Origin of the sequence: Demequina sp. NBRC 110052 (assembly GCF_002090075.1) — a bacterium.
Lineage (GTDB): Bacteria > Actinomycetota > Actinomycetes > Actinomycetales > Demequinaceae > Demequina.
In genome coordinates, this window is the sequence record NZ_BBRI01000003.1 from 643,549 (window position 1) to 665,074 (window position 21,526).

Consider the following 21,526-nt stretch of genomic DNA (forward strand, 5'->3'; position numbering starts at 1 on the left):
TCACGGGACATGTCACTGCCGGCGCGCATGCCTGCGTGGGCCTGGCGGACGCCCGAATGGGGCGCCCGCGGCTCCGTCGCGGCCACGCACCTCGGCTACGACTCCGTGCCACGAACCCCACGCGAGCGCGCGGCCATGCTCCAGCGCATCGGCATCTCTCGCGTCGTGTGGGACTGGCGCGAGGACAGCGTGGGCGCGCTCGCTTCGCAGATGGACGCGTTCCGCGCTGCCGGCATCGCACTCGAGGGCCTGTGGGCACCGGTCCCGCTGCCCGAGCCCGCCGCGCCTGACTACGACTCCCGCTTCGGCGAGGTTCCCCCTCTCACCCTCGCACTGATGCGCGAGGCGGCGCTGCGCGGATTGTCCCCCGATCTTTGGACGCCTCTCGCCTACGGACCGCCGGGGCCGCCGCCCGAGATCTCCGATCGCGAGCACGCGGTGGAGGTCACCCGCGCCGCCGACCACCTCGCACCTCTCGCGACCGCGGCGCAGGACTTCGGCATGGGCCTCGTACTCGCGAACCACGGAGGCTGGGGCGGCGAGCCGCGCACCATGGTGGACGTCGTCACCGCGCTCGGCGCGCGCGGCCTGCGCAACGTGGGCGTCGCATTGCAGCTCCAGCACGGCCATCACCTCGTCCCCGAGCTCGACCGGCACCTGGCGACGCTCGGCGACAACGTCGTCGCGGTCGTGCTCAGCGGCGTCGACGCTGGCGCACAGCTGTCGGGACGCCTGGTGCTGCCATTCGGCGCCGGCAGCAGGGACCGCTGGACCCTGCATGCCCTGCTGGACTCGGCGTGGTCGGGCCGCGTGCTCGTGCACGCCATGGGCGACGACGATGCCGAGGCGCGGCTGCTCGACAGCGTCGAAGGGCTCGAGTGGATGCTGGGTCGCATGGCGGGCGGACGCGATCCGCGCCCGGTCCCGCGCATCGTCGAGCCGACGTGGCCCCCTGGCTGGGCGTGGGGCACCACCGGCGAAGGACGCCCGACGCGGCAGGGGCCGGACGGCGCTCTCACCTCCCCGCCGACCCCCGAGGTGGGCACCGCGTTCTTCGCCGCGGTGCATGGCAGCGAGACCCGCGACGCCGGACCCCACATCACCCCGCTCGCGACGCCGCGCTACGAGGACCTCGAGGTTCTGGACACTCCGCCGGGGGGACTGAGCAGGCGTGAGCGCAGGGCGTACCGCGAGGCAGTGGCGCGCTCGGAGGGCATCCCCGTCGAAGCGCTCGAGGCAGCCGTCGCGGCCGCGCGTGTCGCCGCGGGATGGGTTCAGGGCGCACACGAGCACGAGAGTGGGCGCCCCGAGGAGTCCACGGACGAGACCTCGCCCTGGAACACCGCGGCGACCGAGGCGATCCCGGTGTCCGAACGCCTCACCTCGGCAGAGCCGTCCCGGGACGAGACTTCCCTGGGCGACGCTCAGCACCCGACCCCGGCGTCGGGCATTGAGACGCCACCTGGAGACGTCACGCCGGAGCCGACCCCGGCGTCGGGCACGCGCCGCCTGGGCGGCCACGAGGTGCGACTCCAGGCGCCCGACCCGTACACCGGGGCGCTGCACGCGCTGCTCATGCACCTCGAGTCGGTCGGGTTCCGCGGCGCACCGCGCTCGTTCGGGTGGGACGACGCGGGCCGTCACCTCGTGGAGTACGTGCCGGGGATCAGGGCCGACAGCGGGCGCGCGCCCGACCGCGCGCTCGACCCCACCCGCATCGGCGCGTTCCTGCGGGACATGCACGACGCACTCGAGAGCTTCGAGCCGCCCGCCGACGCGCAGTGGTTCGCCGGGCTTCCCGCGCCGGGCGACGACCTGATCGTGCATCAGGACATCGCGCCCTCGAACATCGTGATCCGCGAGGACGGGTCGCTCGTCGCGATCGACTGGGATGCCGCCGCGCCTGGCACGCGCCTGTGGGATCTCGCGCACGCCGCGCACTCGTTCGCGCCCCTGTACAGCGCCGACACCGACCTCGCTGACGCCGCCGGTCGCCTGCGCGCGCTGATCGACGGCTACCGACTCGATGCCGCGGGCAGGGAAGAGCTGCTGCCGCTGCTCGCGATGCGCTCCGAGCGCATGTACGAGTACCTGGCGGACATGGTCGGCACGGGCGAGTCGCCCTGGATCGAGTTGTGGGACCGCGGCGTGGGTGCCGTGTGGCACCGGGATGCGGTGTGGATCCGCGCGCACGAGGCGGACTGGCGGCGCGCGCTCCTCGGCGGCCCGCACATGCGCTGACGACAGGCCTGGCGTTGGCGCGGGCCTACCAGCCGATCTCGGCCAACATCTCCTCGGCAGTCTCGCGGGCGCTGCGACCCGCGTTCTCGACGACCACGTCGTCCAGCGCGAGCGACTCCAGTACGTCATCGAGCTCGACGGTGCGCGCATGCGCGAAGTCGCGCCAGCGTCCCTCCGGCTCGCGCGCGTCGAGCCGCGCGAGTCGCTCGTCCTCGGGCGCGGTGACGCGGGCGAGCACCACCTCGGCTGCTCCCGCCGCGCAGCCGAAGGCGCGCACGTAGCGAGCACGGTCGTCGGCGTCCTCCACCACGCGCGCGATGACGACGCAGCCGAAGCCGCGCGCGCGATGCAAGGGTGCGAGTCGCTCAAGCGAGGCGAACAGCAGGTCCTGGTGATACGGGTCGTCGGGCGCGGCCGGGACCGCCTGACACAGCGCGTCGGCGTCGATGAAGGACGCGCGCGCGCCGCGATCCTCGAGCGCGTCGAGCACCCCGGCGGCCACTGCGGTCTTTCCTGCGCCCATCGTGCCGTTCACGACGAGCACGCGCGTGGGCAGGTCGAGGCCGAAGCAGATCGACCCCTCCTCGTGCTTGTACTCGCCGAAGTTCGGGATGCGGTGGTAGCCGATGCGGTCGTACAGGCGCAGCGCCTCGGGCTGCTGGTCGCCCGTCTCGAGTACCAGGCGCGTCGCGCCGCTGCGCCGCGCGAGAGACTCAGCGACGCCCATGATGACCCGCGAGTGCCCATGTCCGCGGTGGCCCGGGCGCACGAACAGGCGCTTGAGCTCGATGACGCCCGGCTCGTGATACGGCGACCATCGGAGCACGAGACTCGCGACGGGGTGGCCGTCGACCTCGCCGACGAGCGAGGCGACGAGCGTGGGGAACTCGGTCTCGAGCACCAGGTCGGGCTCGTCGTAGCGGAGCGCGAGGTCGGCCTGCTGCTCGAGCCACAGGGCGTGAGCGTCGGCGTCGTCTGCCGCGACCTCGCGGATCGTGATCATGAGGCAAATCTAGCGCCGGGGCTCTGGAATGCCCGGGGAGCGCGCGGGGTTCACCTGTGCAGACTTTTCATGCGCACGCATCTACTGTGTGCGAGAGAGGATGGCTCCATGCGCAACATCGGTTTCCTGTCGTTCGGATGGTGGTCCGGTGCGCCGGGCTCGCGCGTGCGCACCGCGGGCGACGTGCTCGAGGACACGATCCGCCTGGCCGAGGCAGCCGAGGACGCGGGGATGGACGGCGCCTGGATGCGCGTCCACCACTTCGAGCAGAACACCTCGTCCCCGTTCCCGCTGCTCGCGGCGATGGGCGCGCGCACGTCCCGCGTGGAGCTCGGCACCGGCGTCATCAACATGCGCTACGAGAACCCGCTCTACATGGCCGAGGCGGCAGCCACGGCCGACCTCATCTCCGGCGGACGGCTTCAGCTCGGAGTCTCGCGCGGCTCACCCGAGTCCGCCGCCGACGGCCCCGGCACCTTCGGGTACCCGCTCCCGGTGGGGACCACCCCCGCAGAGGACTCCGCGCAGCGCATCGCACAGTTCCGCGAGGCGATCTCGGGCGCTGGCATCGCCGAGCCCGGCGCGCACGCCCACGTGAGGGAGGGCGAGAAGCTCCCCATCCAGCCCCACTCGCCGGGGCTCAGCGACCGCATCTGGTACGGCGCCGGCGGCAACGACTCCGCCCGACGCGTCGGCGAGCTCGGCATGCACCTCATGTCCTCGACGCTCGTCCTTGAGGCCACCGGCGAGCCGCTGGGCGTGGTGCAGTCGCGTCAGATCGACATCTTCCGCACCGCGTGGCGCGAGGCGGGGCACGCGGGCGAGCCCCGTGTGTCGGTCTCCCGCTCGATCATGCCGATCGTCGACGACCTCACGACGACCTACTTCGGACCTCACCTCGAACGCGACCGCATGGGCGCGAACCGCGACCAGATCGGTGAGATCGACAACGCGGTCTCCACGTTCGGCAAGACCTACGTGGGCGACCTCGACAAGCTCGAGAAGGAGCTCCGCGAGGACGAGGCAGTGATGAGCGCAGACACGCTGCTCGTGACGATCCCCAACCAGCTCGGCGCCGACTTCAACCGCATCACCTTCGACGCGTTCGCGGAGCTCAGGGAGCGCCTGCGCTCGTGAGGGTGCCGCGGGGCGCCAGGAGCCGGAATCTCCTGGCGCCCCCGCCACTGCCCGCGACACTCCGCACGGATCTCAGTGCGACACCCCGACTCGCGCCGGGCGGGACAGTCGCGTGAGCGGCGCGTCGCCGAGATTTCCGTGCGGACTATCGAGAGACGGGGTCAGCGCGTCGGCGCGACCGCTGGCGGCACCAACTCCGGGAGTTCCGGATCGGTGTTGTCCACCACCGCGTCAGCCCAGCGCAACGGCTCGCGCGACCACCGGTAGTGACGCTGCACCAGCGTGTAGCGCAGGTTTTTGAGCGCCTCCGGATCCGGGTCGATGCCATCCCTGACGGCCATGCGCCGGTAGCGCTCGTCCTCCGGGGCGTCGACGAAGATCACGTAGTCCAGTGCCTGCGCGAGCTCGGGGCGCTGCAGCAGCACGCCGTCGAACAGCAGCACCGAGTCCAGATCCGCGCTCTCCCACGGCCCGTCGAGCACCTCATCGGTCGCGAGGTCGTGCCCGCGGGTGCGGTAGCGCAGGTCGCCGGCGAGCCCGAGCGGCTCGAGCAGCTCGCGGCGCACGCGGCGCAGGTCGAACGCGTCGTGCCAGTAGCCCTGCCAGCTGTCGCGGCCTCGACGGTAGCGCCGCGCCTTCACGTGGTGGAAGTCGTCGAGGCTGGCCTCGATCACCTGGATGCCGCGGGCGCGCAACTCGGTCGCGAGGTCGCAGCGCAGCGTGGTCTTGCCGGCGCCGTCGGCGCCGTCGATGCCCACACGGCACGGATGCACCAACTCGCGTGACCGGGCCTGGACCCGGTCGGCGAGTGCATTCAGCACTGCGGTGCGATCCCCCATGGATGTCCCTACGCTGTGGCGAGCAGTCCCTTGATCGCCGAGGTGAAGAAGGCGAGTCCGTCCGTCCCGTGACGGCCGGCCTCACGAGAGTCGGGTCCGAAGCCGGGCTCGACGGCGTGCTCCGGGTGCGGCATGAGCCCCACGACATTGCCCCGCTCGTTGGTGATGCCTGCGATGTCGCGGCGCGAGCCGTTGGGGTTCCAGCCCACGTAGCGGAACGCGACGCGGCCCTCGGCCTCGAGCTGGTCGAGCGTGTAGTCGTCGGCGACGTACTGGCCGTCCTGGTTCTTGAGCGGGATCGTGATGTCCTCGCCCTGCCGGTACTCGGTGGTCCAGGCCGTCTCCGCGTTCTCGATGCGGAGCGTCTGGTCGCGGCACACGAAGTGCAGGTGGTCGTTCTTGATCATGGATCCGGGCAGCAGGTGCACCTCGGTCAGCAGCTGGAAGCCGTTGCAGATGCCGAGCACCGGCATGCCCCCGTGCGCGGCGTCGACGATGAGGTCCATGATCGGCGCGAAGCGCGCGATCGCGCCAGCTCGCAGGTAGTCGCCGTACGAGAAGCCACCGGGGAGCACGACGGCGTCGACGTCGTCGAGGCTCTCGGCGGCGTGCCACAGCGGCACCGCCTCGGCACCCGCGAGGCGCACCGCGCGAGCGGCGTCGCGATCGTCGAGCGTGCCGGGGAACGTGACGACGCCGATGCGGGCAGTCATGTCAGGCGCCCTCGACCGTCACGGCGACGACGTCCTCGATGACCGGGTTGCTCAGGAGCGTCTCGGCTGCGGTGCGGGCCGCTGCGAGCACCTCCTCTGTGACCTCGCCGTCCACGGTGAGCTCGAAGCGCTTGCCCTGACGGACCTGTGAGAAGCCCTCGATGCCGATGCGGGGCAGAGCGGCGCCCACGGCCTTGCCCTGGGGGTCCAGGATCTCGGGCTTGGGCATGACGTCCACGACGATGGTAGGCATGGCGGCAGTCTACCGGGCCGCGCGAGCGCGGCGCCGGGAGACTCGGATCAGATCCCGGCGCCCTCCAGCGAGCCAGTCAGCTGCTCGGCGCCGAGCAGCAGGCACACGATCGCGCGGTCGTCGATGTCCCACGACTCCTGGGTCGGGTACAGCAGCGTGTAGTAGATCGAGGACTCCTCGTACGCGATGCCCACGTAGCCCTCGAAGGCGTCGTAGCAGGCCAGGTCGGCCTCGGTGGTGATCGCGTCCTCGTCGAACTCGGTCAGCGACGTGTCCGTGACGTGGAAGACCTCGGCGTCGTGGGCCTCGGCGCAGTCGACGACGGGCAGCTCGCCCACCTCCGTCGACTCCTCGGTCACGTCTGCCGTGAGGTTGACGCACTCTCCGACGGTGAACTCCTGCACCGACGTGGGCCCGAACAGGCTGCAGCCGGTGAGGACGGGAAGGGCGAGGAGCGCGAGGCTCGGGACGATGGCAGCACGCATGCGCATGGGATTCTCTCCTGGTGATGGGAACCGCACCCCCCGTGCGGTCGGGATCGAATCTACCAGCGGCGTCGCCGTCGTGGGCGCGACGCGCGCATGCTGTGGACACAACAGTCCACCAGCACCCCGACGAGGGCCGCGCTCCGGCGAGTACGCTTTCGACGCCGCTCCCGCACGGTGCGAGGGCGGTGGAGGGATGCGATGCACAGCCTGCTCACCGCCGTCGCGACCGACGATCTGCTGGGGCACGCGCTCAGCACCCTGCGCGTGGCGCTCGAGTACCTCGGCACGGTGGCGTTCGCGATCTCGGGCGCGGTGGCGGCGAGCCGTCGACGCATGGACCTTATCGGCGCCGTCGTGCTTGCAGGCCTCGTCGCCGTGGGCGGCGGGACGATGCGTGACCTGCTGCTGCAGCAGCCCGTGTTCTGGATCGAGAACCCCACTCTCATCGTGGTCGCCGTGGGAGTCGCCCTCGCGATCGCGCCGTTCGCGCGGCGCAGGGACCTCGGCGCCTTCGCACGTCACCGCATCGTCGAGCTGTCCGATGCGTTCGGACTCGCGATCTTCGTGGTGATCGGTACCGGAATCGCCCTGGGAGCGGGCGCCAGCCCGGTCGCGGCGATCATCGTGGGCGTGGCGAACGGCGTCGGCGGCGGAATCCTGCGCGACCTCTTCTCCGCGCAGGTGCCGGAGGTGTTCTGGAACGGACACCTGTACGCCACCGCGGCGCTGGGCGGAGCGGTCGCGTACTGGGCGCTGTGGGCGTGGGGCCTCGCACCGGAGCTGGTGTTCTGGATCCCGCTGGTCGTGATCCTCGCGCTGCGGATCCTGTCGCTCACGCTCGGGTGGGGCGTGCCGACGGTCGCGGTGGTGCAGAAGCGCGAGCTCCAGACGGAGAGCCACGCCTAGCCGCAGGCGAGCACCCGCTCAGCACACCCAGGCGTACTCGATCTCGTCGCGCGTGAGCCACGTCGCCAGCTCGCCCGAATCCGACTCCCAATACGCGAGCGCCCCCTCGTAGATCACGAGGGTCCCGACGTCGTCCCCGGGTCCTGGCGCAACGACCGCGGGGACGAGGGCGACCGTGGTGACGCCCGCGTCGGGCATGCCCGCGCCTTGGGCCCAGTCCGGGATGGGCTCCTCAGGGAAGTCCTCGGGATTGCTCGGCGTGAAGGGGTACCAGGCAGGTCCCTCCCACTGAAGCACCTCGTTGCCGCACGCCGGGTAGTAGTTCACGCCGGTCTCCACCTGCAGGGCCTCACCGGGTGTGCCGTGGTCGCCGCGGCCGTCCTGGGTGGGGAGTCCGCCCGCACCGCACGCGGCGAGTGCCAGCGCCGACGCGGCGGTCACTATGGCGGCGGGGGCCCGTTTCAGAGTCTTCATGCAGGTAAGACGCACGGCGCGGCCCTTTCGTGGGGTCAGTGCTTGGCGAGCCGATCGTACGCCTCGACGTAGCGTTCGCGCGTGCGCTCGACGACGTCCGCGGGGAGGGCCGGCGGCGGCGCGTCGCCGGCCTTGTCCCAGCCCGACGCGGGGGACGTCAGCCAGTCGCGGACGTACTGCTTGTCGAAGCTCGGCTGGGCGCGTCCCGGCTCCCACTCGTCGACGGGCCAGAAGCGTGACGAGTCCGGCGTGAGGACCTCGTCGGCGAGCAGGATCTCGCCTTCCGCGGTGCGCCCGAACTCGAACTTGGTGTCCGCGAGGATGATGCCCTTGGAGGCCGCGATCTCGTGGGCACGCGCATAGACGGCGAGCGTGAGGTCGCGCAGCGCTTCGGCGTCCTCGCGGCCGATCAGGGCGACGACGGCGTCGAAGTCCACATTCTCGTCGTGCTCACCGACCTCGGCCTTCGTGGCGGGCGTGAAGATCGGTTCCGGCAGACGTGAGCCGTCGACGAGGCCGTCGGGCAGCGGGATCCCGCACACCGTGCCACTCGCGTTGTACTCGGCGAGTCCGGATCCGGTGAGGTACCCGCGCGCCACGCACTCCACGGGGAACATGTCGAGCCGACGGCACACCATCGCCCGCCCAGCGACCGCGTCGGGCACCGGCGCCTCGACCGTGTGGTTAGCGACGATGTCCGCCACCTGGTCGAACCACCACAGGCTCAATCCCGTGAGGATGCCGCCCTTGCCTGGGATCTCCGTGGGCAGCACCCAGTCGTACGCGCTGATGCGGTCGGACGCGACGACGAGCACCACGTCACCGCGGGGGTGCGGTTCGACGGGCTCGTAGAGATCGCGGATCTTGCCCGAGTAGACGTGGCGCCAACCCGGCAGCTCGGGGGCGGTGGGTGGGACGACGTGTCCGGGCATCAGCCCTCCAGCAGGTTCTCGCCTGCGGCGGCGCGCGCGGCGATGTCGGTGCGGTGGTGCGAGCCCTCGAGCACCACATGCCCGACGCCGGCGTACGCCCTTGCGCGGGCGTCGGCAAGGGTGGGGCCCTCCCCGACGACGGACAGCACGCGGCCGCCGGCCGAGACCAGCGCGCCCTGGTCGTCGAAGGCCGTGCCCGCATGCAGCACATGCACGTCCGTCTCGTGGTTCGCGTCCCTCAGTCCGGTGATCGGGTCTCCGGTGCGGGCGGATGCGGGGTAGCCGTGCGAGGCGACGACTACGGTGACCGCGGCGTCGTCCTTCCACTCGAGCGGCGGGATGTCGGCAAGGCGTCCCTCGGCGGCGGCCAGCAGCACTCCCGCGAGCGGGGTCGCGAGGCGCGCGAGCACCACCTGGGTCTCCGGGTCGCCGAAGCGAGCGTTGAACTCGACCACGCGCGTGCCCTTGGACGTGAGCGCCAGGCCGCAGTAGAGGACGCCCACGAAGGGCGTGCCTCGGCGCGCCATCTCGTCGACGGTCGGCTGTGCGACGGTACGCACGACCTCGTCCACGAGACCCTCGGGCGCCCACGGGAGCGGACTGTAGGCGCCCATGCCGCCGGTGTTGGGCCCGGCGTCGGCGTCGAGCGCACGCTTGAAGTCCTGCGCAGGCTGGAGCGGCACGACGGTGCTGCCGTCGCACAGGCAGAAGAGCGAGACCTCGGGGCCATCGAGGAAGTCCTCCACGACCACGCGGCCACCCGCGTCGATCACAGCGGCGCCGTGCGCGAGCGCCTCGGCGCGGTCGGACGTCACGACGACGCCCTTGCCGGCCGCGAGCCCGTCGTCCTTGACCACGTGCGGGGCGCCGAACTCGTCGAGCGCCGCGGCGACCTCGTCTGCCGTGTCGCACACGCGGGGAGCTGCGGTGGGGACGTCGGCAGCGGCCATGATCTCCTTGGCGAACGCCTTGGAGCCTTCGAGCATCGCGGCCTCGGCGCTGGGCCCGAAGACGGGGATGCCTGCAGCTCGCACCGCGTCCGCGACACCCGCGACCAGCGGCGCCTCGGGCCCCACGACCACAAGGTCAGCACGCACCAGCGCCGCCAGAGAGGCGACGGACGCGCCGTCGTTCTGGTCGATCGCGTGCAGCGTCGCGAGGTCGCCTATGCCGGGGTTGCCCGGCGCGGCGTGCAGCTGCGTGACGGACGGGTCGAGGTGGAGCGCGCGGGCGAGCGCATGCTCACGGGCGCCGCTGCCGACAAGAAGGACGATCACGCTCGCGAGTCTACCGACGGCGCGCGGACGCTCGCCCTCGCCAGCGGCGCGCTGTGAGGCACTCAGTGCTCTCTGGCCTTGCACCTGAGCACTCAGTGCCTCACAGGATGCAGGTGGGACGCCAGCCGAACGGTTCAGACCCCGCGTGCGTGCAGAAGGTCGTGGCGGACGATGATCTCGTCGCGTGCCGGGCCCACGCCGATCGCAGAGATGCGGCAACCTGAGATCTTCTCGAGCGCGAGCACATAGTCGCGCGCGTTGACCGGCAGCTCCTCGAACGTGCGCGCCTTCGAGATGTCCTCGGTCCAGCCGGGGAAGGTCTCGAAGATCGGCGTCGCCTTCGCGAAGTCGGCCTGGTCCTGCGGCAGCTCGTCGTAGCGCTTGCCGTCGACCTCGTACGCGACGCACACGGGCACCTCGTCGAGGCCGGTGAGCACGTCGAGCTTGGTGAGCACCAGGTCCGTGAGGCCGTTGACGCGCGAGGCGTACCGGCAGATCACGGCGTCGTACCAGCCGCAGCGGCGGGGGCGACCGGTGGTGGTGCCGAACTCGTGGCCCACGTCGCGCAGACGGTCGCCCCACTTGTCGAGCAGCTCGGTGGGGAACGGACCTTCACCCACGCGCGTGGTGTAGGCCTTCACGATGCCGATGACCGAGTCGATCGCGGTGGGGCCGACGCCGGAGCCCGTGCACGCGCCACCGGCGGTGGCGTTGGACGACGTCACGAACGGGTAGGTGCCGTGGTCGACGTCCAGCATGGTCGCCTGGCCGCCCTCGAACAGCACGTTCTCGCCGCGCGCGAGCGCCTCGTTCAGCACGAGCGACGTGTCAGCGACCATCGGCGCGAGCTCGTCGCGGTAGCCGAGCAGCTCGTCCGCGACCTCGTCGACCGTGATCGCGCGGCGGTTGTAGACCTTGACGAGCATGTGGTTCTTGGGGGCGAGCGCGCCCTCGATCTTGTCGCGCAGCAGCTCCTCGTCGAACAGGTCGCCCACGCGGATGCCCAGGCGGTTGACCTTGTCCGCGTACGCGGGGCCGATGCCCCGCCCGGTGGTGCCGATCTTCTTCTTGCCGAGGAAGCGCTCGGTGACGTTGTCGAGAGTGCGCGCGTAGGGCGTGATGAGGTGCGCCGCGTTGGAGATGAGCAGCTTGGAGGTGTCGACGCCGCGCTCCTGGAGCTGGCGCAGCTCGCCGAAGAGCACCCGCAGGTCGACGACGACGCCGTTGCCGATGACGGGCGTGACGCCGGGCGTGAGGATGCCGGACGGCAGCAGGTGCAGCGCGAACTTCTGGTCGCCCACCACCACGGTGTGACCGGCGTTGTTGCCGCCGTTGAACTTCACGACGTAGTCGACACGCGAACCGAGCACGTCGGTCGCCTTGCCCTTGCCCTCGTCGCCCCACTGGGCTCCGACGATCACGACACCAGGCACGGTGCCCTCCCCTCACCCCGGTGCTTCGCCGGGGGCTTGGTCTGCTCATGGGGCGATTGCGCCCCTGGAATGCTATCTGTCTTCCGGCCCGGACGTGCGGAAGCCCCCGCGGTCATGCGACCACGGGGGCTTCCCACGAAGTCACACGGCTCAGATCTTCTTGCCGGCCGAGCCGAGCTGCTGGCACGCCTCGACGACGCGAGCGGCCATGCCGGCCTCGGCGAGCTTGCCCCAGGCGCGAGGGTCGTAGGCCTTCTTGTTGCCCCACTCGCCGTCGACCTTGAGGACGCCGTCGTAGTTCTTCATCATGTGGTCCACCACAGGACGCGTGTACGCGTACTGCGTGTCCGTGTCGATGTTCATCTTGATGACGCCGTGCGAGACCGCGGTCGCGATCTCCTCGGCCGTCGAGCCGGAACCGCCGTGGAAGACGAGGTCGAACGGCTTCTCCTTGCCGAACTTCTCGGCAGCGGCGGACTGGATGTCGCCGAGGATCTCCGGACGCAGCTTCACGGCACCGGGCTTGTAGGCGCCGTGCACGTTGCCGAACGTCATGGCCGTCATGTAGCGGCCCTTCTCGCCCAGGCCCAGCTTCTCGATGGTCTTGATGCCGTCCTCGGGGGTCGAGTAGAGCTTGTCGTTGACCTCGGCCGAGTGGCCGTCCTCCTCGCCGCCGACGACGCCGATCTCGATCTCGAGGATCGTGTCAGCGGCCTGCGAGAGCTCGAGCAGCTCCTCGGCGATCGCGAGGTTCTCGTCCATCGGCACGGACGAGCCGTCCCACATGTGCGAGTTGAAGATGGGGCCGTTGCCGGCGGCGATGGACTCGGCCTCGAGCTTCAGCAGCGGCTTGAGCCACTCCTCGAGGTACACCTTGTGGCAGTGGTCCGTGTGCAGCGCGATGGTCACGCCGTACTTCTCGGCGACCACGCGGGCGTAGGCCGCGAGCGCGAGCGAGCCGACCACGGCGTCCTTGATGGTCGAGCCGGAGGCGTACTGACCGCCACCGACCGAGACCTGGATGATGCCGTCGGACTCGGCCTCGGCGAAGCCCTGGATGGCGGCGGTGACGGAGGACGAGGACGTGATGTTGATCGCGGGGAACGCGTAGCCGCCGGCCTTGGCGGCATCGAGCATCGCGGCGTAAGACTCAGTGGTGGCGATAGCCATGGTGACTCCTGAACTTGTGCGGATGGAACCGCCATCCATTCTGTCAGAGATCAGGTTTGGCCGTGGGCGGGCTTTGGTCCTGCGCACCGGGGCAGACCAGTGCCCTCTCACGCGGCCGTCACATCGACCGTCGGAGGCGCTCGCCGCGCTCGCGAGCGAAGGCGGCCTCGGCGGGATTGCGCGCCAACTCTGCGGCTCGCGCCCACGCGTCACGGGCGGCGCCACGGTCGCCGCACCTCTCACGCAGGTCGCCGAGCGCGGCATGCCACAAGTGATAGTGCTCGAGGCCAGGGATCCGCTCCACCTCGGCGAGCGCGGGCTCCGCGCCCTCCACCTCGGCGACCGCGATCGCGCGCGACAACGCGACGATCGGGCCGGGTGTCATGGACAGGAGCATGTCGTAGTAGCGCACGATCCGCGCCCAGTCGGTCTCGTCACGCGTGTGCTCGGCGGCGATCAGTGCCTGCACCTGCCATGGACCAAGCTGCCGAGCCGCGAGGGCGCGACCCAGGATAGCGAAACCTCGGGCGATCATGACACGATCCCACCTCGCGCGGTCCTGATCGCCGAGGCGCACGAGGCGTCCGTGGCTGTCGACCCGAGCGGCGTCCCGGGAACGGTGGAAGAGCTCCAGCGCGAGGAGGCCCGCGAGCTCAGGGTGGTCGGGCAGCGCATCTGCGGCTGCCGCCGTGAGGCTGATGGCCTGGTCGGCTAGCTCCGCCCGCGTGAGCGCGCCCGCATCGGTCGCGTGCGCGAGGTAGCCCTCGTTGAAGATGAACCCCAGCACAGTCGCGAGGATCTCAGCACGTGCGTCGAGGTCCGCAGGGATCGCGAGGGGGATGCCGGCCGCTCTGATCTTGCGTTTCGCACGGACCACGCGCTGCTGGACGGTCGGTTCCGGGATCAGCAGAGACGCCGCGATCTCCTCCGTCGTGAGCCCTCCCGCGAGGCGCAGCGTCAACGCCACCTGCGCGTCGCGGGACAGCGCGGGGTGACAGCAGAGCAGCATGAGCCGGAGCCGCTCGTCACCAGCGTCGTCAGAGTCATCGATCAACTCTGGGGAGACTCCACCCTCGGATGGCGCGTCGTGCGCCACGCCTGTCTCGAGCACCCGCGACTGCGCCTGCATCCTCCGGCGGGAGGCGGCGTCACGACGCAGTCTGTCGACGCCTCGATTGCGCGCCACGACGTAGATCCACGCCGCAGCGTCTCGCGGGATGCCATCCGCGGGCCACCGTGCGGCCGCAGTCGCATATGCCTCCTGAAGGCAGTCGTGTGCGAGCTCGAGGTCGCCTAGCCGGTCGGTGAGGAGGGCGAGCAGCCGCCCACCCTCCTCACGCGCGACACGGGTGAGCGCTGGCCCTGCGCTCGCCATCGTCCTCAGTAGCCGTCGGTGGGGAACACCGGGCGCACCTCGATCGCGCCTTCTCCCACCGGCAGGCGGCGCGCCCAGTCGAGGGCGGCATCGAGCGTGTCCACATCGATGAGGTAGTAGCCGCCCAGATGCTCCTTGAGCTCGGCAAACGGGCCGTCGACGACAGTCGTGCTGCCGGCGGCATGCCGCACGGTTGTCGCAGTGCCAGCATCCTGAAGCGCCTCGCCGGACACGTAGGCGCCAGCATCGACCAGATCTTGGGTGTACTGACTCCACGCGGACATGTACTCCTCGAAGCCCGCGTCTCCGGGCTCGGGGGATTCAATCGTGGGGTCGGAGACGATGAGAAGCATGTACTTCATGGCGGATCCTTTGCTGAGTCGAGCCCGGGTACCTCCCGAGTCTCACCCGTACGACGCACGCAACGCAATGGATCGACATGGTCGCGATGACCTGTGCGGCGTCGTGAACCTCCGCGGCGACGCGAACCTACAACGACGGCACTGGACCCGTGCGATGCATCAGGATCGACTTCCACCCATGTCGGTCACCGTGTAGGGCGCCCCGGTCTTGCCAAGGGTGGTCCACTCACCGACCTGGGCGCCGGGGTCGAACGTGCGCGAGCGCCCGCAGCGAGGCATCTGCGTGTCGCTTCATGCAAGGCTCGAGGTCCTCGTCGCGGATCTCAGAGATCATGCCCCGCCTCAATATCTCCATGCTGACGGACCCACGCGTGCATCGCGATCGCGGCGGCTGCCCCGGCGTTGATGGAACGCGTGGAACCGTACTGCGCGATGGCCAGCGTCGCGTCCGCCACCTCGCGCACCTCGTCGGTCAGCCCCACGGACTCCTGGCCGAACACGAGCACGCACTGCCGCGGCAGTTCATAGGTCTCGAGCGGCACCGAGCCGGGAAGGTTGTCGATGCCGATCACAGGGAGCCCCGCGCCGGTCGCCCACGTCGCGAGCGCCGAGGCGTCGGGGTGGTGGCGCACGTGCTGATAGCGATCGGTGACCATGGCGCCTCGCCGGTTCCAGCGCCGGCGCCCCACGATGTGCACCTCGCGTGCGAGGAACGCATTGGCGGTGCGCACCACCGAACCGATGTTCAGGTCGTGCTGCCAGTTCTCGATGGCTACGTGGAAGGGGTGCCTCCGGTCGTCGAGGTCCGCGACGATCGCCTCGTGCCTCCAGTAGCGGTAGCGGTCCACGACATTGCGCCGGTCACCGTCGCGAAGCAGCTCGGGGTCGTAGCGCTCATCTGGCGGCCACGCCTGCTCACCCCCCGGCCAAGGCCCGACGCCATGGCTGGGGACGCGCTCAGCGGACTCCTCGTGGCTCACGGGGTCCATCGTCCCACCCCCCATGGCCCGGCGAAGGAGCACACTGGAACCATTCGGGTGCGGCGAAGGAGCCGCACCGGAAGGGGGCGCTCCGATGGGCCTGTTCCTCCGTCGCAAGGACGACGGACCACTGCCTGAGCCGACCGCGGCCATGTCCGCGATGTGCAGGCTCATCGAGCAGCTTGAGCCGGACTCGCGGAGGCTGTTCGACGACCCGCTCCTGGAGGGTCTTCTCGGCGACTATGCGCGCTACCGGATGATGGATCCCTGGGGAGGTGCCTCCGTCATCGGGCGGATCGAAGGCACCGCACCCGGCTACTACGGGCTGCTGGTGAGCCGCACCTGCTTCATCGATGACGTGCTGCGGGACGCTCTCGAGCGCGGCACGACCCAGGTGGCGATCATCGGGGCAGGGTTCGACACCCGCGCCCACCGGATCCCTGGCATCGAGCATGCGCACGTGTTCGAGCTCGACCTTCCGCACATGATCGAGTACAAGCGCGACGCGGTCGCCAGCACTCTCGGCTCGCTGCCGGAGCACGTCACCTACGCGTCGATCGATCTCGAGAGCCTCGAAGCGGCGCACGCCCTGACGGACGCGGGGGTCGACCCTGCCGAGCCAACGATGGTGATCTGCGAGGACGTCACGCAGTACCTCAGCGACATCGCGCTCGAGCGCCTGCTCACGAGCGTGTCATCGCTGGGCCTCGGCACCGACCTCGTCCTCACCTACGTGCTCAAGTCCACCGTGAGGTCGCACGACGGGCTCGCGCAGGCCAAGGGACTCGTGCACGGCGGCCCTCCGTGGCGCTTGGGCCTCTACCCCGCCGAGGCTGCGCGTCTGCTCGCAGAGCACGGTCTCACTCTCATCACCGACATCAGCGCCGACGAGTACAGGCGGCGCTACCCCCAGCTCGCACGCCGCAAGGTCAAGGTGTCGCCGGAGGAGCACACCGTCGTCGCGTCGGCGTGACCCTCCCTACTCTTCGACTAGCTCGATGCGCAGCGCAGCCGCGGCCGCGCGAGCTCGTGCGCGGGCCTCGTCCGTCGAGCCGGCGCGGGCCACCGTGACGGCGACACGGCGTCGTCCGTCCACCCGCGGCTTGCCGAACAGCCGCACGTCCGTGTGGGGCGCCGCGAGCGCCTCGCCCACTCCGGCGAAGACGGGCACGCCTGTGCCCTCGGCCAGCACCGCGCACGAGGCGGACGGGCCCAGGAAGGACACGGAAGAGATCGGCAGACCGAGCACCGCGCGCGCATGGAGCGCGAACTCGCTGAGGTCCTGGGACGCGAGCGTCACGAGGCCCGTGTCGTGCGGACGGGGCGAGACCTCCGAGAAAAGCACCTCGTCGCCTCTCACGAACAGCTCGACGCCGAACACGCCCCACCCGCCGAGCGCCTCGGTGACGCGCTCGGCGATCTCCTGAGCCCTGAACCGCGCCGCATCGGACATCGCCTGCGGCTGCCAGGACTCGCGATAGTCGCCGTCGACCTGGGTGTGGCCGATCGGTGCGAGCAGGCTCACGCCATCCCGATGCCGCACGGTCAGCTGCGTGATCTCGTAGTCGAAGTCCACGAACCCCTCGACGATCACCCGCGTCCCGCCCGCGCGGCCACCTTCGACCGCTGCGATCCACGCCGCGTCGACATCCTCGGCGGTGCGGATCACGGACTGTCCCTTGCCCGACGAGGACATGACCGGCTTGACGACGCACGGGTAGCCGAGCCGTTCCACCGCGACCCCGAGTGCGTCTCGGCTCTCGACGAACAGGTACGGCGACGTCGGAAGCCCCAGGTCCTCCGCGGCGAGCCGGCGGATGCCTTCGCGATCCATCGTGAGCATCGTCGCCCGCGCGGTCGGCACGACGCGTGCCTCGCCTGCCGCCTCGACCTCGGCGAGCACCGAGGTGGCGATCGCCTCGATCTCGGGGATGATCACGTGCGGACGCTCGGCGTCGATGACCGCGCGCAGAGCGGCCGGGTTGAGCATGTCGACCTCGTGCCACCGGTGCGCGACCTGCATGGCAGGGGCCCCCGCATAGCGATCGACGGCGATCACCTCGACGCCGAGCCTCGTGAGCTCGATCGCGACCTCCTTGCCGAGCTCGCCCGCACCCAGGAGCAGGGCGCGGGTGGCGGTCGAGGTGGACGGGGTGCCGAGTCGCACCGAGGCATCGCTCATGGGCCCATCTTCGCAGGGTGCCGGATCGCGCGCCCGGGACGGAGGGGCTACCGCGTCGGCGTCACGCTCTGCCGTGGCCCACGTACGCTGGTGCCCGTGCCGAACCTCTCCGCGCTGCTCGCCGCCGCCCCGTTGCCCACCCTCGGTCCCGACTGGCTGGACCCCGAGGTCCTCATCACGGGCTTCATCGACGACTACGGCACTGCGGCCCTCGTCGCGATCTGCGCGGTGGTCCTCATCGAGACCGGGTTGCTGTTCCCGTTCCTCCCGGGCGACTCACTGCTGTTCACGGTGGGACTCTTCGTCGGCACGGGAGCACTCGACGTGCCGCTGTGGGTCGCGTGCCTGTCGCTGTTCGCCGCGGCGTTCATCGGCGACCAGATCGGCTACGCCATCGGTCGGGGGGCGGGGCCGAGGATCTTCAACCGACCTGACTCCCGCTTCTTCAAGCGCGAGCACATCGACAAGACGCACGCGTTCTTCGAGAAGTACGGCGGTCGCGCGATCGTGCTCGCGCGCTTCGTGCCGTTCGTGCGCACCTACATCCCGGTCGCCGCAGGCATCGGCAAGATGCACTACTCGCACTTCATCCGCTACAACGTCATCGGCGCACTCCTGTGGGGCGTGGGAGTGACCCTGCTGGGCTTCTGGCTCGGCGGGTTCGACATCGTGAAGGACAATATCGAAGTCGCGCTCATCCTCATCGTCGCCGTGTCGCTGATCCCCATCGTCGTCGAGTGGATCAAGCACCGGCTCGAGTCGCGTCCCGATCGGCCTGTCCTCGCAGACGACGCTCAAGAGGACGACGCTCAGGCGTAGCGCGCGAGCCGCCCATGCGAAGAGCCCGGCCCCGCACGCGCGGGACCGGGCTCTCTCGCCTCGTGAGCGCTACGCGAGCGCCTTGGCCTTGATGGCCTCGTACTCCTCGGCGGTGATGGTACCGGCGTCGAGCAGATCCTTGGCGGCCTTGATCTCCGACGCGGGGCCCCCTGCCTCGTTCATGAGGCCCTTGGTGTATTCGACCTGTGCGGCGCGCATGCCCTCGGCGGCCTCAAGGTCGCGCTGGGCCATCGACCGGCCGCGAGTGATCACGTAGACGAGCGCGCCGAGCACCGGCAGCAGCACGATCGCGGCGATCCACAGGAACTTGGCGAATCCGCCGATCGACTTGTCGCGGAACACGTCTCCGATGATGCGGAATACCAGGATGATGAACGACACCCAGACAACGATCCACAGGGTGAACCACAGGATCGACAGGAAGTTCGAGAAGAAGTCCCACATGGCGGAAGCCCCTTACGGCTCATCGCGGAAGCCACGGTGACTCCCGTCACGAACAAACTAGCGCCCTACCGGGCATCTCGCATCGTCTGAGGCGACGTTAGAACTGCACGTTCGGTGCCGTGCGCGCCGACTCGACCGTCTCGAAGTACTCCTCGCGGTGGAAGCCGAACATCCCCGCGATGAGGTTGGTCGGGAACGTCTCGATACGCGTGTTGAGGGTCCGCACGTTCGCGTTGTAGAAGCGGCGTCCAGCCGCCACCCTGTCCTCCGTGTTGGTGAGCTCCTGCTGCAACTGCAGGAAGTTCTGGTTCGCCTTGAGGTCCGGGTAGGCCTCGGCGACGGCGAACAGACGTCCGAGCGCCTGGGTCAGCACATTCTCCTGCTGCGCCTGCTCGGCCGGAGAGGACCCCGGCGCCGCCGCGATGGTGCGCGCCTGAGTGACCTCCTCGAGCGTCGCCCGCTCGTGCTTCGCGTAGCCCTTGACGGTCTCGACCAGGTTCGGGATGAGGTCGTGCCTGCGCTGCAGCTCGACATCGATCTGGCGCCACGCCTCCTGCACCAGGTTGCGCAGCTTGACGAGGCCGTTGTACGCGACGATCGCCCACAGGCCGACGATGACGATGAAGGCGAAGATGCCTCCGATGATCCACTCCATGACCCCTCCTCGGGTTCAGTCGCCGCGGTCCCCCCGACCGAGGCATGCTCTCTCGATGCTAGCGGCGGCCTCGAGGGGAGGCCGCATTGTCCCCAGGTTCTCCTGTCACAGGACCCTGAAGCGGAAGATGTCGAAGTCCTCGTCGCCGCTCGGAAGCCCTGAGTAACCCTCTCCGGTGGCGGCCGGGCCGGGCTCGATGCCGGTCCAGCGGCCCGACGTGAGCGCGCCAGGCGTCGTGGCCCACGACGGTGCCGAGGGTGAGATCGGCCGACCCTCGCCGCGCGCGAGGCCCGCCTCCGCGTACTCCCGCACCACGTGAGCGGGAATGCGGCGTGCGACGGACGTCAGGACCGAGAGGCGCCGAGCGAGATCCTCAGTGCCGCGTCGGCCGGGCGACCACAGCAGCACGGCGCCACCGTCGATCCTGAGCGAGACGCCCTCGAGGTCCGACTGCAGGAGCCGGTCGATCATGCGCGGGTCAAGGATGGCGTGCGCGTACCGCTGGTCCGAGGCGATCACGCGCCATCGACGGTTGAAGGCGTGCGACTCGACGTCGACGTCCGAGCCGCCGAATGCCTTCGCCGCGTGCGTGCCGACGCCCTCGGGCACCAGGTCCAGCCGAGGCAGCGTCACGGGCAGCTCCACGAGCGTGACGTGGAACGTCTGGGTCTGACTCCGAGAGCCTGACTCGTGCGCCAGCAGCGCGCCGAACAGCGCCTCGTCCAGCAGCAGAGCATCGGAGTAGTTCCGCGTGCTCGTCTGACGCCGCTGAGTCTCGTAGACCTGCGTGTACGTCGCGCACTGCGCGCCGGCGAAGGTGCCGCGCAGCACGTCCTCCTGACGTCGGCGCACGCCGGACTCGAAGGGGAGGCCCGAGAATCGACCGGTGTAGGCCGTGGTCGCGGGCTCGAACTGCCAACCGTGCGTCGCCGCGAAGGTCGCGAGCTCCTTGCGATGCCTGCTCCGCTGCGCGCTGTCCCACAGCGCCCACGCGCCGACCACGATGCCCGCCGCGAGGCCCAGCCCCAACAGCAGGTCCGAGCCCGTGCCCACGCCGAGCACCAGGACGACCGCGGCGACGGCCCCGATCGACATGAGGCGCGACGTGAGGTTCCTGGTCATGCCGCCACCCTAGCCAGCGCCAGCGACGCCGTCATCGGCGGCGGGGATGACGACACGCTCTGCACGAATCGGCCCCGGGGACGATCGGATCCGTCCCCCGGCCGATGCGTCAGGACAGGCCGAGGTCGTCCAGGCCGTACAGGTACAGGTAGGGAAGCCCCTCGGCCTCGATGCGCTCGCGCGCACCCGTGTCGCGATCGACGATCACCGCGACCGCCACGACGTTGGCACCCGCCTCGCGCAGCGCCTCGACCGCTGTCAGAACCGAGCCACCTGTCGTCGAGGTGTCCTCCACCGCGACCACCGCTCGACCGGCGACGTCAGGACCCTCGATGCGGCGCTGCAGGCCATGTGCCTTGGACTCCTTGCGCACCACGAACGAGTCGAGATCCAGGCCGCGCGACGCGGCAGCATGCATCAGCGCCGTCGCCACGGGGTCCGCTCCGAGAGTCAGACCGCCCACCGCATCCACATCGGCCGGGCCGAAGCCCGCCTCCTCGAGCGCGTCCAGGAGCACGTGACCCACCAGGGGCGCCGCCCGATGGTGCAGGGTGACGCGACGCAGGTCCACGTAGTAGTCCGCCTCCTTGCCCGAGGCGAGGGTCACGCGACCGCGCACCACGGCCAGGTCGAGGATGAGGTCACGCAACTGCTCGCGCGGGGTTCCGGAGGTCATGCGCCCAGCCTACCGAGACGCAGG

General features: G+C 70.3%; 23 protein-coding genes. 5 read left to right on the forward strand and 18 right to left on the reverse strand.

Translation table 11 applies throughout. The annotated features are described in order from the left end of the window. Positions 1–9: 9 nt before the first annotated feature. Positions 10–2,241 carry a phosphotransferase gene (locus B7K21_RS10500; RefSeq protein ID WP_084075369.1) on the forward strand — a complete coding sequence of 744 codons (2,232 nt, stop codon included), beginning with the start codon at positions 10–12 and terminating at the stop codon, positions 2,239–2,241. 25 nt (positions 2,242–2,266) lie between these two features. Here B7K21_RS10500 and B7K21_RS10505 read toward each other — a convergent pair whose 3' ends face one another. Next, positions 2,267–3,244, reverse strand: a complete 978-nt coding sequence (locus tag B7K21_RS10505) for a GNAT family N-acetyltransferase (RefSeq protein WP_084075370.1) — start codon at positions 3,242–3,244, stop codon at positions 2,267–2,269. A 108-nt stretch (positions 3,245–3,352) separates the two neighbouring features. Between B7K21_RS10505 and B7K21_RS10510 the strand changes: the two genes are divergently transcribed. Continuing rightward, positions 3,353–4,381: an LLM class flavin-dependent oxidoreductase gene (locus B7K21_RS10510; protein WP_084075371.1), complete on the forward strand. Its 1,029-nt coding sequence runs from the start codon at positions 3,353–3,355 to the stop codon at positions 4,379–4,381. Between the two features lie 161 nt (positions 4,382–4,542). Here the strand turns inward: B7K21_RS10510 and B7K21_RS10515 are convergent, their stop codons facing one another. From B7K21_RS10515 to B7K21_RS10530, 4 genes are read right to left on the reverse strand one after another with little or no spacing between them, the layout of a single operon-like run. Further along, positions 4,543–5,220: a hypothetical protein gene (locus B7K21_RS10515; RefSeq protein ID WP_084075372.1), complete on the reverse strand. Its 678-nt coding sequence runs from the start codon at positions 5,218–5,220 to the stop codon at positions 4,543–4,545. A gap of 8 nt (positions 5,221–5,228) precedes the next feature. Continuing rightward, the gene (gene purQ / locus B7K21_RS10520) at positions 5,229–5,933 is read right to left on the reverse strand and encodes a phosphoribosylformylglycinamidine synthase subunit PurQ (protein WP_084075373.1); all 705 of its coding nucleotides are present in this window, start codon (positions 5,931–5,933) and stop codon (positions 5,229–5,231) included. A gap of 1 nt (position 5,934) precedes the next feature. Continuing rightward, complete coding sequence (gene purS / locus B7K21_RS10525; RefSeq protein ID WP_084075374.1) at positions 5,935–6,186, reverse strand: phosphoribosylformylglycinamidine synthase subunit PurS; 252 nt, start codon at positions 6,184–6,186, stop codon at positions 5,935–5,937. Between the two features lie 47 nt (positions 6,187–6,233). Beyond that, positions 6,234–6,671, reverse strand: coding sequence for a septum formation family protein (locus tag B7K21_RS10530; protein ID WP_144016199.1), 438 nt, complete (start codon positions 6,669–6,671; stop codon positions 6,234–6,236). Between the two features lie 201 nt (positions 6,672–6,872). On the opposite strand from B7K21_RS10530, the gene B7K21_RS10535 reads away from it, so the two are divergent. Further along, entirely contained in the window at positions 6,873–7,580 is a 708-nt protein-coding gene (locus B7K21_RS10535; protein ID WP_159448493.1) for a trimeric intracellular cation channel family protein, read from the forward strand. A gap of 18 nt (positions 7,581–7,598) precedes the next feature. On the opposite strand, the gene B7K21_RS10540 is transcribed toward B7K21_RS10535, so the two are convergent. The 8 genes from B7K21_RS10540 to B7K21_RS10575 all read right to left on the reverse strand — a co-directional run bounded on the left by B7K21_RS10540 (position 7,599) and on the right by B7K21_RS10575 (position 15,592). Continuing rightward, the gene (locus B7K21_RS10540; protein WP_144016182.1) at positions 7,599–8,054 is read right to left on the reverse strand and encodes a hypothetical protein; all 456 of its coding nucleotides are present in this window, start codon (positions 8,052–8,054) and stop codon (positions 7,599–7,601) included. A 35-nt stretch (positions 8,055–8,089) separates the two neighbouring features. Continuing rightward, positions 8,090–8,986: a phosphoribosylaminoimidazolesuccinocarboxamide synthase gene (locus tag B7K21_RS10545; RefSeq protein WP_084075378.1), complete on the reverse strand. Its 897-nt coding sequence runs from the start codon at positions 8,984–8,986 to the stop codon at positions 8,090–8,092. After that, complete coding sequence (purD, locus tag B7K21_RS10550) at positions 8,986–10,263, reverse strand: phosphoribosylamine--glycine ligase (RefSeq protein ID WP_084075379.1); 1,278 nt, start codon at positions 10,261–10,263, stop codon at positions 8,986–8,988. The genes B7K21_RS10545 and purD overlap by 1 nt, the downstream gene beginning before the upstream one ends. A gap of 134 nt (positions 10,264–10,397) precedes the next feature. Beyond that, positions 10,398–11,696: an adenylosuccinate synthase gene (locus B7K21_RS10555; protein WP_084075380.1), complete on the reverse strand. Its 1,299-nt coding sequence runs from the start codon at positions 11,694–11,696 to the stop codon at positions 10,398–10,400. A 150-nt stretch (positions 11,697–11,846) separates the two neighbouring features. Next, the gene (fbaA, locus tag B7K21_RS10560; RefSeq protein ID WP_084075381.1) at positions 11,847–12,866 is read right to left on the reverse strand and encodes a class II fructose-bisphosphate aldolase; all 1,020 of its coding nucleotides are present in this window, start codon (positions 12,864–12,866) and stop codon (positions 11,847–11,849) included. Between the two features lie 118 nt (positions 12,867–12,984). Continuing rightward, on the reverse strand, positions 12,985–14,241 hold the full coding sequence (locus B7K21_RS10565; protein ID WP_084075382.1) for an RNA polymerase sigma factor: 1,257 nt from the start codon (positions 14,239–14,241) through the stop codon (positions 12,985–12,987). Positions 14,242–14,246: 5 nt separating this feature from the next. Next, entirely contained in the window at positions 14,247–14,603 is a 357-nt protein-coding gene (locus B7K21_RS10570) for a YciI family protein (RefSeq protein ID WP_084075383.1), read from the reverse strand. A 323-nt stretch (positions 14,604–14,926) separates the two neighbouring features. After that, positions 14,927–15,592 (reverse strand): TrmH family RNA methyltransferase, encoded by a 666-nt coding sequence (locus B7K21_RS10575; protein WP_144016183.1) that lies wholly within the window; start codon positions 15,590–15,592, stop codon positions 14,927–14,929. Positions 15,593–15,677: 85 nt separating this feature from the next. On the opposite strand from B7K21_RS10575, the gene B7K21_RS10580 reads away from it, so the two are divergent. Further along, positions 15,678–16,556 (forward strand): SAM-dependent methyltransferase, encoded by an 879-nt coding sequence (locus tag B7K21_RS10580; protein ID WP_159448494.1) that lies wholly within the window; start codon positions 15,678–15,680, stop codon positions 16,554–16,556. A 6-nt stretch (positions 16,557–16,562) separates the two neighbouring features. Here the strand turns inward: B7K21_RS10580 and purT are convergent, their stop codons facing one another. Continuing rightward, positions 16,563–17,765 carry a formate-dependent phosphoribosylglycinamide formyltransferase gene (gene purT / locus B7K21_RS10585; RefSeq protein ID WP_084075386.1) on the reverse strand — a complete coding sequence of 401 codons (1,203 nt, stop codon included), beginning with the start codon at positions 17,763–17,765 and terminating at the stop codon, positions 16,563–16,565. A gap of 96 nt (positions 17,766–17,861) precedes the next feature. On the opposite strand from purT, the gene B7K21_RS10590 reads away from it, so the two are divergent. Beyond that, complete coding sequence (locus B7K21_RS10590; protein WP_234989276.1) at positions 17,862–18,584, forward strand: DedA family protein; 723 nt, start codon at positions 17,862–17,864, stop codon at positions 18,582–18,584. A 69-nt stretch (positions 18,585–18,653) separates the two neighbouring features. Here the strand turns inward: B7K21_RS10590 and B7K21_RS10595 are convergent, their stop codons facing one another. The 4 genes from B7K21_RS10595 to pyrE form a co-directional block, all read right to left on the reverse strand. Then, on the reverse strand, positions 18,654–19,049 hold the full coding sequence (locus B7K21_RS10595; protein ID WP_084075388.1) for an SHOCT domain-containing protein: 396 nt from the start codon (positions 19,047–19,049) through the stop codon (positions 18,654–18,656). A gap of 97 nt (positions 19,050–19,146) precedes the next feature. Next, on the reverse strand, positions 19,147–19,704 hold the full coding sequence (locus B7K21_RS10600) for a LemA family protein (RefSeq protein ID WP_084075389.1): 558 nt from the start codon (positions 19,702–19,704) through the stop codon (positions 19,147–19,149). 105 nt (positions 19,705–19,809) lie between these two features. Next, positions 19,810–20,826: a DUF3137 domain-containing protein gene (locus B7K21_RS12485; protein WP_144016184.1), complete on the reverse strand. Its 1,017-nt coding sequence runs from the start codon at positions 20,824–20,826 to the stop codon at positions 19,810–19,812. Between the two features lie 109 nt (positions 20,827–20,935). Beyond that, on the reverse strand, positions 20,936–21,502 hold the full coding sequence (gene pyrE / locus B7K21_RS10610) for an orotate phosphoribosyltransferase (protein WP_084075390.1): 567 nt from the start codon (positions 21,500–21,502) through the stop codon (positions 20,936–20,938). Positions 21,503–21,526 lie beyond the last annotated feature (24 nt).